Origin of the sequence: Streptomyces sp. NPDC017943, assembly GCF_044328425.1 — a bacterium.
GTDB lineage: Bacteria > Actinomycetota > Actinomycetes > Streptomycetales > Streptomycetaceae > Streptomyces > Streptomyces djakartensis_A.
On record NZ_JBIRHH010000009.1, the window covers coordinates 319,224 to 333,154 of the forward strand.

The window sequence follows — 13,931 nt, forward strand, 5'->3', positions numbered from 1 at the left end:
ACCGGCGGTCCCGGGGCGTCAGGCCCCGGCGGGCCGCCGCGCCTTCGCGGGGACGCACCACCAGGCCAGGGCGGCCGCGGCGAGGTAGGCGAGGGCTCCGGCAAGCATGCTGGTGCGTACCCCCGTGCCGTAGGTCGTCGCGGAGGCGAGCAGGCTGCCGCCGAGGGCGACACCCGTGGCGCTGCCGATCTGCCGGGAGGTGTTGAACAGGGCGGAGGCTGCTCCCGCGTGGGCCGCGGGCGCGGCGCCCATCACGGTGGCGGTGGAGCCGGTGAGCGCGAAGGACGTGCCGAAACCCGCGGCCATCATGGGCACGACCAGCAGCGCGTACGCGGGCCCGGCACCGGCGGCCGCCCAGCCGGCCAGGCCGAGGCCGGCCAGGAGCATGCCGGCGACCACCAGCGGCCGGTCGCCCGTGCGACGGGTGAGCCGGCCGGACAGCACGGAGGCGAACATGGTCATGGCCACCGCCGGGAACAGCGCCAGCCCGGTGCCCAGGGCGCTGTAGCCGCGCTGGTGCTGGAACTCCAGGCTGGCGGTGAACACCATGCCGTAGAAGCCGAAGTTGAACAGCAGGCCGATCAGGGCACCGCCGCCCATCGCCCGGGAGCGCAGCAGCCCCAGGGGCAGCAGCGGGGAGCGGGCGAGGCGCTCGCGCAGGGCGAAGGCCGCCGCGGCCGAGACGGCCAGGCCCAGTCCGGCGAGGACCGCCGGGTCGGACCAGCCCCGCCGCCCGGCCTCGTTGAGGGAGCCGGTCAGCAGGGCCACCGTCGCCACGACGGCGGCCTGCGCGGGCAGGTCGAGGGGCCGGTCGGGGCGGCGGGGCGAGCGGGCCACGTGCCGCAGGGTCAGCGCGAGGCAGGCCGCGCCGACGGGCAGGTTGATCAGGAACACCCAGCGCCAGCCCACCGTGGAGACCAGCAGCCCGCCCAGCAGCGGCCCGGCGGAGGCGGCGATCCCGGCCATCGCGCCCCACAGCCCGAAGGCCCGGGAGCGCTCCGCCGGCTCCGGGTAGGCCTGCTGGAGCAGGGCCAGCGAGCCCGGCACGATCAGCGCGGCGCCGAGCCCCTCGACCAGACGGGCCACGACGAGGAAGGCGGTGCCGGGCGCGAGCGCGCAGGCGGCCGACGCGAGCGTGAACACCGTGACGCCGGCGCAGAAGACCCGCCGGTTGCCCAGCCGGTCCCCCAGCGCACCGCCCGTGAGCAGGAACCCGGCGAAGACCAGGGTGTAGCCGTCGGTGATCCACTGGATGCCGGTCAGCGAGGCCGACAGCTCCCGGCCGATCACCGGCACGGCGACGTTGATGACCGTGACGTCGAGGATCACCATGAAGTACCCGGCGCACACCGCGAGCAGCGGTGCCCGGGGCCGGTGCGCGGAGGGCATGCCCCACCACTACACCAGAAGCCGCTTCAGCGGGCGTACCGCACGCCGGGACGCTCAGCCGGCGGCGGCCAGGACCGCCCGGACGACCCGGGGCACGGACCGCGGGTGCAGGTCGAGGAACAGGTTCGGCTCGATCAGCTCCAGCTCCATCACGCACGGCCTCCCGTCCGGGCCGGTGACCAGGTCGACGCGCGCGTACAGCAGCTCGGCGCCGCCCGGCACGGCGGCCAGCGCCTGCTCGGCGACGGCCAGTTCGGCCTCCGACGGCCGCCAGGGCCGCAGGTCCGGGTGGGCGACCTTGTCCGCGTCGTACGCAATGCCCGGGGCGAGGACGGCGCCCTTCACACTGGCGTGCAGCAGCCGGCCGCCGAAGAACTGCAGGGCCCGCTCGCCCTCGGTGTCGATGGCGGCCAGGTACGGCTGCACCATCACGGTGAACCCCTCGGCGTGCATGCGCTCCACCTGCCGCAGGGCGGCGTCCCGCTCCCCGGCCGGGTAGCGGCCGGCGTAGCGGGCACCGGCCCCCGAGGCGGGCTTCACGACGTACTCGTGACCGGTGGGCAGTTCGGCGGGGACCCCGGGCGCGACGTACCGGGTGGGCACGGTGGGCACCCCCGCGTCGGCGAGCTGCCCGAGGTAGCGCTTGTCGGCGTTCCACCGCACCACACCGACCGGGTTGAGCAGCCGCGTCGCCTTCGCGCAGGCCTCGGCCCAGGCGGTGAACTCCGCGGCACGCCAGCTGTAGGCCCAGGTGGAGCGGATGAGGGCCAGGTCGAACCCGGCCCAGTCGGCCGACGGGTCGTCCCAGGCGACGGCCCGGGCGTCGGCGCCGCCCTCCCGCAGCGCCGCCACGAGCACCGGCAGGTCCCGGTCCTTGTGCCGTGCGCCGCCGGGGTCGTAGGTGACGAGCGCGATGCGCGGGCTGCCGGCCACGGGCGACTCCATCCTCGTACGGGTGATCGATCCGCTTCCCGCCGCAGGCTAACAACCCCGGTGCGGGCCCGGCACCGGGCCCGGCCGGGCCCGGCCGTGCCCGGTGGCGGCGGGGGCGGCGAGCGCGCGGCCCGGCAGCCCCCGGCATCGGTGGCGCGGGGCAGGACCGGCCGTGCGGGTGTTTCTCCGGGGCGCCATTGGTGTACGGAGGGATCGTGGGGGGTGTCGTCCCGGTGGTGGTGGGCCCGGTGGTGGGCGTGCGGGCCGGGGCCGGCCTCCGCGAGCCCCGCCGCGACCGGCGGGCATCCGACAGCAAGGAGACGTCGAGCGTGACCCCTCTCTTCCCGGCCCTCACCCACGACCCGGCCGACCGGCCCGCCCTGCGGTTCGGTGAACGGGCCCTGACCTACGCGCAGCTCGCCGCAGCCGCCGGTGCGCTGGCGGGCCGTATCGGCGGGGCCTCGCGGGTCGCCGTCCGGGCGACGCCCACGCTGGAGACGGCGGTCGCCGTCGTCGCCGCGCTGCTGGCCGACGTGCCGGCCGTGCCGCTCAACCCGAAGTCGGGCGACCGGGAGCTGGCGCACATCCTGGCCGACAGCGCGCCCGCCCTGCTGCTCACGGCCCCGGACGACCAGCTGCCCGCTCCGCTGCGGGACCTCACCCGCGTGGACGTCGACGTGCACGCCACCGGCCCCGTCCCCGCGGACGACCACGCCGGGCAGGCCCCGGCGCTCGTCGTCTACACGTCGGGCACGACCGGCCCGCCCAAGGGGGCCGTCCTGCCCCGCCGGGCGCTCGCCGCCACGCTGGACGCGCTCGCCGAGGCCTGGCAGTGGACCGGCGACGACGTCCTGGTGCACGGACTGCCGCTGTTCCACGTGCACGGACTGGTCCTGGGCGTCCTCGGCCCGCTGCGCCGCGGCGGCTCGCTGCGGCACCTGGGCCGGTTCAGCACCCAGGGCGTGACCCGCGAGCTGAACGCGGGCGCCACCATGCTGTTCGGCGTGCCGACGATGTACCACCGCATCGCGGAGGCCGTGACCGGCGACCCGGACCTGGTGAAGGCGCTGACCGGGGCGCGGCTGCTGGTCTCCGGGTCCGCCGCGCTGCCCGTGCACGACCACGGCCGGATCGCGACCGCGACCGGCCGCCGGGTGATCGAGCGCTACGGCATGACGGAGACGCTGATGAACACCAGCGTCCGCGCCGACGGCGAGGCACGGCCCGGCACGGTCGGGGTGCCGCTGCGCGGTGTGGAGCTGCGGCTGGTGGAGGAGGACGACACGGAGATCACCGCCCGCGACGGGCAGACCGTCGGCGAGATCCAGGTGCGCGGCCCGAACCTGTTCTCCGAGTACCTCAACCGTCCCGACGCCACCGCCGCCGCCTTCACCGCCGACGGCTGGTTCCGCACCGGCGACATGGCGGTGCGCGACCCCGACGGCTACGTCCGGATCGTCGACCGCAAGGCCACCGACCTGATCAAGAGCGGCGGTTACAAGATCGGGGCCGGTGAGATCGAGAACGCGCTCCTCGAACACCCCGGGGTACGGGAGGCGGCCGTCACCGGGGAGCCCGACGCCGACCTCGGTGAGCGGATCGTGGCCTGGATCGTGCCGGCGGACCCCGGGTCGCCGCCGTCCGCCGAGGAGGTGGCCGGCCATGTGGCGGAGCGTCTGGCGCCGCACAAGCGGCCCCGGGTCGTCCGGTACCTCGACGCCCTGCCCCGCAACGACATGGGCAAGATCATGAAGCGGGCGCTGGCCGATGGCTGACCGCCTGTCCGCCCGCGGCGTCCTGGCGGCCCTCGCCGACGACTCCACCTTCGACGAACTCCCCTCCCCCGCCCGGCCGTCCCGGCCCGACGGCCCGCTCGGCTGGCCGGGCTACGACGCCTCGCGCTCCCGGGCCGCCGAGCGCACCGGCGAGGACGAGTCCGTGGTGTGCGGCGTCGCCCGCGTCGGCGGCACCCGGGCGGTGCTGATCGCGTTCGAGTTCGGCTTCCTCGGCGGTTCCCTCGGCGAGCGCACCGGCGACCGGCTGGAGGCGGCGTACGCCGCGGCCCGTGAGCGGCGGCTGCCGGTCGTGCCGCTGGTCGCCACCGGCGGCAGCCGGATGCAGGAGGGCATGCTCGCGCTGACCCAGCTCCAGCGCGTGGCCCGGCAGTCGGCCCTCACCCGGCAGGCCGGGCTCGCCCAGGTGGCGGTGGTGCGCGACCCGACCACCGGAGGAGGCTGGGCCACCCTGGGCGCGGGCGCCGACGTGGTGCTCGCGCTGCCCGGCGCCCAGGTCGGCTTCGCCGGCTCCCGGGTGCGCCCGGCGGACGCCGACCCCGCGGCGTACACGGCCGAGGCGCAGCTCGCGGCCGGGGCGGTGGACGCCGTCGTCCCGCCGGAGGAGCTGCGCGGGACGCTCGCGCGGTGGCTGCGGCTGCTGACGCGCCCGTCCCGGGTGCCCGCCCCGCCGCCCGGCGCGCTCGGCGACTCGGCCGGGCTGCCCGCCACGGGCTGGGACGCCGTCCGGCGCGCCCGCTCGTCCCGGCGTCCGCGCGCCGCCGCCTACCTGGACGCCTACTTCACCGACCGGGTCGCGATCAGCGGTGACCGCTGCGGCGGCACGGACCCGGACGGCATGCTGTGCGGCTTCGGCGAGCACGAGGGCCGCACCGTCGCCTACGCCGCGCAGACCGGGGCCGCGACCCGGCCCGCCGGGTACCGCACGGCGGCCCGGCTGGTCCGGTTGGCGGACCGGCTCGGCATCCCGGTGCTGACGCTCGTCGACACCCCGGGCGCCGCCAACGACGCCGAGGCGGAACGGCAGGGCGCGGGCCCGGCGATCGCCGAGCTGTTCGGCGCGGTCGCGGCCGCCCGCACCCCCGTGACCACGCTGGTCGTCGGCGAGGGCGGCTCCGGCGGCGCCCTGGCCCTGGCCGCACCCGGCAACACCTGGGCCACGCCCGACAGCTACTTCTCGGTGATCGCCCCGGAACTGGCGGCGGCGATCCTCAAGCTGCCGCCGCGCGAGGTGGAGCCGACGGCGGACCGGCTGCGCATCCGCCCGCAGGACCTGGTGGAACTCGGGGTGATCCGCGGCACGGTCGGCCCCTGACATGCGGTGCACGTCTCACCCTCGCCGCGGGAGCTGATCGCCGCCGCCGGAACCGTCCTGCTGATCGGCGTCGACGGCCGGGCAGGCCGTTCTCCCCGGCCGCCGCCCGGAACGCACGGGGGCTGCGCGAGGCCGGCTGCCAAACGGCCGTGACCTCCCTCTCTCCCCTGCCGGAGGCCGCCGGGTCACGGTGACGGGGCCCGGTACGCCCGTTCGGCGGTGCCCCGCCCGGCCCCCTCCGGAAGGCGCGCCGGTGCCCTCACCCCCACGATGCGAAAGAGGGACGCCGTTCGGCGGCCCGACGTCCAGCGAGGCCCGCCACCTGGCGGCCCCCCACGGTCTGTGCTCTCGGGAGGACCTGCCATGACCGCCAGTCTGGAGCAGTTGCGACGCTGCCACTTCGCCGTCGATCTGGGAGCTGCCCGCACCCGCGTCTACGTCAAGGGCGCCGGTCTCGTCGTGGACCAGCCGTCCGCCGCCGCCGTGAACACGCGCACCGGGGCCCTGATCGCGGTCGGGGAGCTCGCGGAGAAGATGACGGGCCGCACCCCGCACTACATCCGGGTGGTCCGGCCCGTCTCCGGAGGCACCGTCGTCGACATCGAGATGGCGCAGCGCATGCTGCGCCACCTGCTCGGCGACAAGATGCGCCGCGCGCTGCGCCGCAAGCCGATCCTGCGGGCCGCGGCCTGCACCCCGCACGACGCCGATCCGCTCGCCCAGCGCGCCGCGATCGAGACGCTCGTCGGGCTCGGTGCCCGCCGCGTCGAACTCGTCGACACGCTGATCGCCGCCGCCGTCGGCTGCGGACTGCCGGTCGAGCAGCCCGAGGCGACCATGATCATGGTGTGCGGGGCGGCGGCCACCCAGGTGGCGGTGCTGTCGCTCGGCGCGATCGTCACCGCCGAGCGCATCCCGGTGGGGGGCGACGCCGTCGACAACGCGATCGTGCAGCACCTGCGCCACCAGCACGAGCTGATGCTGCCCAGCCAGTCGGTCCGGCCGCTGCAACTGGCCCTGTCCGGCAACGGACTGACCCCGCAGGGGCCGGCGTCCACGGAGATCCACGGCCGGGACGTCGCGACCGGCCTGGCCCGTTCGGTCCACGTGGACACCGCCGCCGTGCGGGAGGCCATCCAGACGCCGCTCACCGCCATCCTCGACGGCATCGGCAAGGTCCTGCGGGCCTGCCCGCCCGACCTGGTCGCCGACCTGGCCGACCGGGGCATCATGATGGTCGGCGGCAGCGCCCTGCTGCCCGGCCTGGACCAGATGCTGCGGCAGGCGACGGGCATGCCGGTGCACATCGCGGAACGGCCCGACGTGTGTGCCGTGCAGGGTCTCGGCGCGATGCTGGAGGGCCGGATCGAGCCGATGGCCCTGGACCCGCTGTCCACCTGACCCGCCGGCCGCCCGGGTCGAGCCGCCCCGGCCCGCCGAGCCCTCGGTCCTCGGCTCCCGTGCCCCGCCGTGATCACGGCGGGGCACGGTCGCGTGCGCACCACCCGTGACCCGGTGTGTACTCCGTCGCGTGGCGGGCAGGCGCACCGACGGGCGTCCACGGGGCGAGTGGCGTCGTGCGGTCCTGCGGGGCGGCCACGACCGACGAGGACCGACAAGGCGGTGACATGACCTCAGCGGCATCATCAGATCTCACGGGAGGACTGGGCGCCCTGGTCGTCCGTGGCCGTGTGGAGGCGGACCGCGCCGAACTCGCCCCGCGCGGCGAACTCGTCCACGGCTGCGCCGAGACCCTCGCGAAGGTCCTGGCCGATCTGCCGGCCGGTGTCACGCGCGTCGACCTGGACATGGGGGACGTGCACTTCATGGACACCGCCGGGCTCCAGTTCCTGGAGGTGCTGAGGGACTGCGCCGGGCAGCGGGCGCTGACGGTCACGGCCACCAACTGGAACGGCCAGCCGAGGCGGATCCTGGAGCTGGCGGGCCTGGACACGACCGATCCGGTGTCCGGCCGGGCCGCGGCCGCCCCGGCCCCCGCCCCCGCGCCCTCGGCGGTCGCCCTGGAGCGCGCGGAACGCCTGCAGGTGCTCGAGGCGGAGGTCGAGCAACTGCGCCACGCCATCGCCTCCCGCCCGGTCATCGACCAGGCCCGGGGCGTGCTGATGGCCACGCACGGCTGCACCTCCGACGAGGCGTGGCACCTCCTGCGCGAGGCGTCCCAGCTGTCGAACACCAAGCTCCGGGACGTGGCGGCGGCGGTGACGGCGAGCGCCGACGGGGACGGCCCGCCGCCCCCGCCCGGACTCCGCACGGCCCTGCGGCGGGCGCTGGGAAGGCTCCGCCGGGACTGACCGCCCCCCACCGAGCCGGTTTCCCGCCGGTGGCGCCGGGTACCCGGCGGCGTCCCGCTCCGCCCTCCGGCGAGGAGAACACGCATGGGTCCGAACCCCTTCGAGCCCCGAGGCACCCCCTCCAACGCCGCCCTGCACAACCGCCGAAAGCCGGCCGTCGAGCCACTGGTCCAGCACAGATGACCCACCCCCACTCCCCCGCGTTCGCGGTGCCCCCGGGCCCCGCCACCACACCCACGGACAGAACCGGCCCCTTCCGGCACCACCCGCCCGTGGGCCCCGCCGACGGGGACCACCCCGACCCGCCCGCTCGGCACAACGGCCCGCCCGGCCGGTCCGCCGACCCCGCCGTTCCGGCGGACAGGACACCGGACAGCCGCGCCCACCACAGCTCCCCCGCCATCGCAGTGCCCCCCGACCCCGCCGCCGCACCCGCGGACAGAACCGGCCCCCTCCGACACCACCCGTACGAGAGCCCACCGGGCAGCCGCGCCCACCACCTTTCCCCCGCCGGTGGGGCGTCCCCGGGTCCCGCCTCCGCGTCCGTCGACGGGATCGGCTCACCTCGGCCATCCCTCCGGCACCACCCGCACGAGCGCCCCGCCGACGCGTCCCACCCTGGCCCGTGCCGTCGGCACGACCGCCCGCACGATCGTCGGCACAGCTGCCCACACAGCCGGTCCCGCGGCCACGTCGCCGTTCCGGCCGGCCCGCCGCCGGACCCCCGCCGCTCCCCGCGGCCGGCACCCGGGGCCGGGTGATGACGACGCCGGGGCCGCTGCCCGTGCTCGTCGTGCTGGGCTGCGTGCTGTACACCGCCTGCGCGGCCCGGCTCCGGCGCCGCGGCGACCGCTGGCCCGTGCGCCGCGACGCCGGTTTCTGGCTGGGCGGCGGGCTGCTGGTCGCGGCGTTCGCCGTGCCGTGGGAGACGTGGCCGGCGCCGTTCACCGCGCACATGGCCGCCCACCTGCTCGCCGGGATGGCGGCGCCGATCCCCCTGGTCCTCGCCCGCCCGGTCACCCTGGCCCTGCGCACGCTCCCGCCGCCCGGCCGGCGTGCCCTGGTCCGGTTCACCCGCTCCCGCCCCGTCAGCGCGCTGGTCTTCCCGCCGGTGGCCGCGGCCCTGGACATCGGCGGCCTGTGGCTGCTGTACCGGGCGCCGGTTCCGTCGTCCTGGCACCACAGCCCTCTGCTCACCCTGCATCTCTTCGCCGCGGGAGCCCTCTTCACCTTCGCGCTGCTCGCCGTGGACCCGATCCGCCACCGGCCGGGCCACGCCCTGCGCGGCGGCACCCTGCTGGCGGCCGCGGCGGGCCACGCGGTGCTGGCCAAGAGCCTGTGGGCGACGGGCCCGCCGGGCACCGCCTTCTCCCCGGCCGACCTGCACTCCGCCGCCCGGCTCATGTACTACGGCGGTGACGCCGTGGAGATCGTCCTGGCGCTGGTGCTGGCGTCCCAGTGGTATCGCGCACGGGGCCGATCGTTCCGGACCGACCGGGGTACCCGGCAGGCCGCCGCAGCGTAAGGAGAGGCACATGAGCGAGCAGACCCCGTCCCAGGCCGAGGGCGACCGCGACGACGAGCCGGACACCACACCCACCCCCACCCCGTCCCAGGCCGAGGGCGACCGGGACGACGAGCAGGACACGGACGACGACAGCACCGCGTGACGGCATCGCCCGGCGGACGCGCGGAAGGGGAGGACGACATGAGTGAGGACGCCGGGAGGGCGGGCCGCGGCGACGCGGCCCCGGGCCACCTGCACGGGACGCCGTACGGCGGGGACGTAGTGTCCTGGTTGTGAGCGATCTGCCTGCCGACCCGGCCCTGCGGGCGGCCTACCGACTGTGCCGACGCCGGACGAGGGACCAGGACCCGGCGGAGTACGCCCTGATCCAGCTGGCCCCCGCCCCGCTGCGCCCGTCCCTGCACGCCCTGTGGGCCGCCGCCAACGCGCTGGACGACCTGGGCGACGACCGCACCGCCCCCGCGGCGCAGCGGGCCACCCGGGTCGCGGCCTGGATCGACGCCCTGCACCGCGAACTGCCCACCGGCACCAGCCCGGACCCGATCCGCCGCGCCCTGGTGGACACCGCGCACCGCTGGCGCCTGGACCTGTCCGAGCTGCACGCGGCCATGACCCAGGTGCAGGACGACACCGCCGGCCGCCGCTTCGCCGACTGGTCGCAGTGGCGCGGCTGGGGCCGGGAGAACCTCCTGCCGTGGTTCGGCCAGGTCCGCACGATCTTCGACCGCGCGGGCGTGCCCGTCGCCCTGCGGCTGGACTCCCGGGAGGCCTACGAGGAGTTCCTCGACGGCGTCCGGCTCACCGACATCCTCACCGACCTGTCGGCCGACCTGGCCCAGGGCGACCTGCTGCTGCCCGACGAGGCCCTCGACGGCCATCCCGGCTCGGCGCGGGACCTGACGCACCGCCGCTGGAGCCCGGCCGTCGCCGCCCTGGTGACGGAGCTGACCGGGCTGGCCCGGCGCTGGGTGACGCAGCCGGGGCTCACGCGCGGCATGCACCCCGGGCCGGCCACGGTCCTGGACACCATGGCGGCGCTGCTGCGGGCGCAGCTCGACGCGGTCGACGCGGCGGGACCGTCGGTGCTGCGCGCCCCGCCCAGGCCGTCCCTGCGGGCCCGGGCCCGCATCCTGGCGCCCGCACGCACCCGTGCGGCCCTGGCCTGGACCCTGACCCCGCTCACGGCCCCGGATCCGCACCGGCCCGCCGCGCAGGCCCCGGCCGCACCGGCGCCGGGAACGCCCGCGCGGGCCTTCCGCCGCCCTCCGCCGCACCCCACCGGCGAACGGCCGCCGTCCGTCCCGGCCGCGCACCTGCCGGCCCACGTGGCAGTGATCATGGACGGCAACGGCCGCTGGGCCCAGCAGCGCGGCCTGGCCCCGGCACGAGGGCCACCGGGCGGGTGCCGTGGCCGTGCGCGAGATGGTCCACGGGGCCCTGGAGATCGGCCTGCGGCACCTGACGCTCTACACCTTCTCCACCGAGAACTGGAGCCGGGACCCGGAGGAGGTCGGGGCGATCCTCGACCTGCTGCACGACGAGGTGGCCGACGACCCGTTCCGGGACCTGGACGTCCGCCTGCGCTGGCACGGCCGCGCCGGCCGCCTGCCCCCCGACCTGGTCGACCTGCTCCAGCTGAGGGAGCGCACCACCCGCTCGCGCACCGGTCTGACCGTGACGATGTGCATCGACTACGGGGGCCGCGACGAGATCACCCGCACCGCCGCCGCCCTGGCCCGCCGGGCCCGGGCCGGCCACCTGGACCCGGACCTGATCTCGGAGGAGGTGTTCGCCCGGCACCTGCCGCAGCCGGACATGCCGGACGTGGACCTGCTCTGGCGCACCGGCAGCGAGCAGCGCACCTCCAACTTCCTGCCCTGGCACGCGGCCTACGCCGAGCTGCACTTCACTCCGGAGCTGTGGCCCGACACCGATCGCCGCGATCTCTGGCAGGCCGTCACCGCCTACACGGGCCGGCAGCGCCGTCTGGGTGCCACCCCGGCCGCGACGGGCCCGGCGGGGCACGCCGGCTGACGGGTCGTCGTGGGAACGGCGAAGGGCGCCGCCTCGGAGCGGCGCCCTGCTGGACGAACCCGGGCAGAAACGGTTCTGCGCGGGTGGCACATGGTGGGGCGGGTGGGACTCGAACCCACGGCCGACGGATTATGAGTCCGCTGCTCTAACCGGCTGAGCTACCGCCCCATAGCGGCGTGTCGCGTACATGTGTGCGCGCCGTCTGCCGCAGCATAGCCGCTCATACGATCTCCTGCTTCGGATGGTCGGCTTCGCCACGGCGCTCGTGACCATGAGGACTGCACCGGTTGCCGCGTGGTTCCCGAAGATCGCGACGGACATGAAAAAGGACCCCTGCGAGGGGTCCTCGTCCATCTGCTCCCCCGACTGGACTCGAACCAGTAACCTGCCGGTTAACAGCCGGCTGCTCTGCCAATTGAGCTACGGAGGACCGAGCTCCCCGGACTGGACTCGAACCAGTAACCTGCCGGTTAACAGCCGGCTGCTCTGCCAATTGAGCTACCGAGGAAGGTCTCGTGCGCATCGAACGTACCTACCTGGGTATTCGCCAGGGGGCGCGCGCTCGCTGCGACACATACATTAGCGCAAGCAGGGGGGTGCTCCGCCAATCGGTACTCCCCGGCGTCCGCGCCGCACCGGAGACCTCTGCAAAGAAGGGTGGCAGCCATGCGTTACCGGCTCACGTTCGTCGCCGGAGTCGTTCTGGGTTACGTGCTGGGCACGAGGGCCGGACGCGAGCGCTACGAACAGCTCAAGAAGTCGGCCCGCCAGTTCGCACAGAACCCGGCCGTGCGGAACACCGCGGAGACGGCGGCCCACCAGGGCCGTGAGTTCGCGGGCAAGGCGTACCACGTGGTCAGCGACAAGGTCGGCGACCGCGTGCCCGAGTCGGTGGCCGACCGGGTCCGCCACCTGCGCGACCGCGCCACGCACAACGGCGGCCAGGACGACTGGGGCACGAGCAACACGTGAGCGACTGATGCCGAGCAGGCTCACCCCCCGGAAAGGGGCGCGGGGAACTGCGCGACCAGCCACGACGAGCCCGCACGCGAAACCCGGCGACACCCCCCACGGCTCCCACGACCCAACCTCGTGGGAGCGTGCGGCAGAATTTCGGCCATGGGGATAGTCGCCGGGTTGGACAGTTCGCCCGATTTCACTCGTATCGTCGTCTGTGACGCGGATACCGGAGCCGTGCTCAGGCAGGGATATGCACCGCATCCGGTGGAGAGCCCCGAGAGCGGCGGCCGGCCGTCCGACGTCGATCCGCAGGCCTGGCTGCTGTCCCTGGGCGAGGCCGCGGGTGGCGGACTGCTGGAGGGTGTGCAGGCGATCGGCGTCTCGGCGCAGCAGAACGCCGTCGTGCCGCTGGACGCGCAGGGCAACACCGTGCGCCCCGCCCTGGTCGGCGGCGACAAGCGGACGCAGGTCGCCGCGGCCGACCTGGTCGACGCGCTCGGCGGGCGCGAGGCGTGGGCGCAGGCGGTGGGCTGTGTGCCGCGGGCGCCGCAGCCGGTGACCAAGCTGCGCTGGCTGGCCCGGACCGAACCGGAGAACGCGCGGCGCACGGCCGTCCTGATGCAGGCGCACGACTGGCTGGTGTGGCAGCTGCTGGGCCGGCCGGTGCGCCGGACCACCGACCGGGGCGGGGCCTCCGGCACCGGGTACTGGTCCGCGGCCACCGGCGCCTACCGGCCCGACCTCGTCGAGCTGGCGCTCGGGCACCAGGCGATGCTGCCGGAGGTGATCGGCCCCGCGGACGCCGCCGGGACGACGCCGGAGGGCCTGCTGATCTCCGTCGGGACCGGCGAGACGATGGCGGCGGCGTTCGGCCTCGGCATCGGACTCGGCGACGCGGTCGTGTCGCTGGGCGCGTCCGGGTCCGTCATGGCCGTCCACCCCGAGGCACTGGTCGACGGCTCCGGGATGATCACCGCGCTGGCGGACGCCACCGGCATGCATCTGCCGGTCGTCACCACCCTCAACGCCGTGCGGGCCCTGCGCGGGACCGCCGAACTGCTGGGGCTGCCCGATCTGGAGAGCCTGTCGGACCTGGCGATGAAGTCGACGCCCGGCTCGCACGGGCTGGTGCTGCTGCCCTATCTGGAGGGCGAGCGGACGCCCAGCCTGCCGCACGCCGCGGGGACCCTGGCCGGGCTCCGGCGGGAGTCGATGAAGGCGGAGCACCTGGCTCGGGCCGCGTTCGAGGGCATGCTGTGCGGACTCGCGGACGCGCTGGACGTGCTGCGGGCCCGGGGCGTCGAGGTGCGCCGGGTGTTCCTGCTCGGGCCGGCCGCGGAGCTGCCCGCCGTGCAGGCCGCCGCGCCGATGCTGTTCGGGACACAGGTCGTGGTGCCGCAGCCGGCGGACTACGCGGCGATCGGCGCCGCCCGCCAGGCGGCCTGGGCGCTCGGGGCGTCGCAGGGCACGCTCGACGTGCGCACCCCGCCGGCCTGGCAGGGCGCCGTCGCGCAGGTGCTGGAGCCCGGGGAGGAGCTGGCCGTGGGGCAGGCGGTACGGCAGCAGTTCGTGGCGGTGCGGGAGCAGACGCATCCCGGGGCGCTGCGGCTGTAGCGGGCCGGAGGGTAAGAAGTCGGTGAGGACGCGGCGTTCCCGGGTGCTCGTCG

Annotated in this window: 11 protein-coding genes, 3 tRNA genes and 1 pseudogene; 10 read left to right on the top strand and 5 right to left on the bottom strand. The window is 75.9% G+C overall.

The window, feature by feature from the left end:
* Positions 1-18: 18 nt before the first annotated feature.
* Together ACH4C6_RS28285 and ACH4C6_RS28290 are read right to left on the bottom strand one after the other, a co-directional pair.
* A complete protein-coding gene (locus ACH4C6_RS28285) occupies positions 19-1,389 on the bottom strand; it encodes an MFS transporter (RefSeq protein ID WP_398111430.1) in 1,371 nt (456 codons plus the stop codon).
* Between the two features lie 54 nt (positions 1,390-1,443).
* On the bottom strand, positions 1,444-2,334 hold the full coding sequence (locus tag ACH4C6_RS28290; protein ID WP_398111431.1) for a RimK family alpha-L-glutamate ligase: 891 nt from the start codon (positions 2,332-2,334) through the stop codon (positions 1,444-1,446).
* A gap of 317 nt (positions 2,335-2,651) precedes the next feature.
* Here ACH4C6_RS28290 and ACH4C6_RS28295 point away from each other — a divergent pair, with 317 nt between their 5' ends.
* From ACH4C6_RS28295 to uppS, 8 genes and pseudogenes are all read left to right on the top strand, one after another.
* Complete coding sequence (locus ACH4C6_RS28295; RefSeq protein ID WP_398111432.1) at positions 2,652-4,097, top strand: acyl-CoA synthetase; 1,446 nt, start codon at positions 2,652-2,654, stop codon at positions 4,095-4,097.
* Entirely contained in the window at positions 4,090-5,430 is a 1,341-nt protein-coding gene (locus tag ACH4C6_RS28300; protein ID WP_398111433.1) for a carboxyl transferase domain-containing protein, read from the top strand. The genes ACH4C6_RS28295 and ACH4C6_RS28300 overlap by 8 nt, the downstream gene beginning before the upstream one ends.
* Positions 5,431-5,793: 363 nt before the next feature.
* Positions 5,794-6,831, top strand: coding sequence for a rod shape-determining protein (locus ACH4C6_RS28305; protein WP_398111434.1), 1,038 nt, complete (start codon positions 5,794-5,796; stop codon positions 6,829-6,831).
* Between the two features lie 227 nt (positions 6,832-7,058).
* Positions 7,059-7,742, top strand: a complete 684-nt coding sequence (locus ACH4C6_RS28310) for an ANTAR domain-containing protein (protein ID WP_398111435.1) — start codon at positions 7,059-7,061, stop codon at positions 7,740-7,742.
* A gap of 760 nt (positions 7,743-8,502) precedes the next feature.
* Positions 8,503-9,267: a cytochrome c oxidase assembly protein gene (locus tag ACH4C6_RS28315; RefSeq protein WP_398111436.1), complete on the top strand. Its 765-nt coding sequence runs from the start codon at positions 8,503-8,505 to the stop codon at positions 9,265-9,267.
* 10 nt (positions 9,268-9,277) lie between these two features.
* Positions 9,278-9,412, top strand: coding sequence for a hypothetical protein (locus ACH4C6_RS28320; RefSeq protein ID WP_398111437.1), 135 nt, complete (start codon positions 9,278-9,280; stop codon positions 9,410-9,412).
* A gap of 130 nt (positions 9,413-9,542) precedes the next feature.
* Positions 9,543-10,325 (top strand): annotated as a pseudogene (locus ACH4C6_RS28325) (squalene/phytoene synthase family protein); the annotation flags it as partial.
* A gap of 367 nt (positions 10,326-10,692) precedes the next feature.
* The gene (gene uppS, locus ACH4C6_RS28330) at positions 10,693-11,304 is read left to right on the top strand and encodes a polyprenyl diphosphate synthase (protein WP_398111487.1); all 612 of its coding nucleotides are present in this window, start codon (positions 10,693-10,695) and stop codon (positions 11,302-11,304) included.
* A 91-nt stretch (positions 11,305-11,395) separates the two neighbouring features.
* Here the strand turns inward: uppS and ACH4C6_RS28335 are convergent.
* The 3 genes from ACH4C6_RS28335 to ACH4C6_RS28345 form a co-directional block, all read right to left on the bottom strand.
* Positions 11,396-11,472 (bottom strand) — tRNA-Ile (locus ACH4C6_RS28335).
* Between the two features lie 189 nt (positions 11,473-11,661).
* Positions 11,662-11,734 (bottom strand) — tRNA-Asn (locus ACH4C6_RS28340).
* Between the two features lie 5 nt (positions 11,735-11,739).
* Positions 11,740-11,812, bottom strand: a tRNA-Asn gene (locus ACH4C6_RS28345).
* A gap of 158 nt (positions 11,813-11,970) precedes the next feature.
* Between ACH4C6_RS28345 and ACH4C6_RS28350 the strand changes: the two genes are divergently transcribed.
* Positions 11,971-12,276 (top strand): YtxH domain-containing protein, encoded by a 306-nt coding sequence (locus ACH4C6_RS28350; protein ID WP_369195773.1) that lies wholly within the window; start codon positions 11,971-11,973, stop codon positions 12,274-12,276.
* 147 nt (positions 12,277-12,423) lie between these two features.
* Positions 12,424-13,878 (top strand): FGGY-family carbohydrate kinase, encoded by a 1,455-nt coding sequence (locus tag ACH4C6_RS28355; protein WP_398111438.1) that lies wholly within the window; start codon positions 12,424-12,426, stop codon positions 13,876-13,878.
* The last annotated feature ends 53 nt before the right edge of the window (positions 13,879-13,931 follow it).

Excerpts from the sequence above, each read along its gene's own strand:
- ACH4C6_RS28285 (WP_398111430.1), bottom strand. The coding sequence starts at position 1,389 with ATGCCCTCCGCGCACCGGCCCCGGGCACCGCTGCTCGCGGTGTGCGCC.
- ACH4C6_RS28290 (WP_398111431.1), bottom strand. The coding sequence starts at position 2,334 with ATGGAGTCGCCCGTGGCCGGCAGCCCGCGCATCGCGCTCGTCACCTAC.
- ACH4C6_RS28300 (WP_398111433.1), top strand. The coding sequence starts at position 4,090 with ATGGCTGACCGCCTGTCCGCCCGCGGCGTCCTGGCGGCCCTCGCCGAC.
- ACH4C6_RS28305 (WP_398111434.1), top strand. The coding sequence starts at position 5,794 with ATGACCGCCAGTCTGGAGCAGTTGCGACGCTGCCACTTCGCCGTCGAT.
- ACH4C6_RS28310 (WP_398111435.1), top strand. The coding sequence starts at position 7,059 with ATGACCTCAGCGGCATCATCAGATCTCACGGGAGGACTGGGCGCCCTG.
- ACH4C6_RS28315 (WP_398111436.1), top strand. The coding sequence starts at position 8,503 with ATGACGACGCCGGGGCCGCTGCCCGTGCTCGTCGTGCTGGGCTGCGTG.
- ACH4C6_RS28320 (WP_398111437.1), top strand. The coding sequence starts at position 9,278 with ATGAGCGAGCAGACCCCGTCCCAGGCCGAGGGCGACCGCGACGACGAG.
- uppS (WP_398111487.1), top strand. The coding sequence starts at position 10,693 with ATGGTCCACGGGGCCCTGGAGATCGGCCTGCGGCACCTGACGCTCTAC.
- ACH4C6_RS28350 (WP_369195773.1), top strand. The coding sequence starts at position 11,971 with ATGCGTTACCGGCTCACGTTCGTCGCCGGAGTCGTTCTGGGTTACGTG.
- ACH4C6_RS28355 (WP_398111438.1), top strand. The coding sequence starts at position 12,424 with ATGGGGATAGTCGCCGGGTTGGACAGTTCGCCCGATTTCACTCGTATC.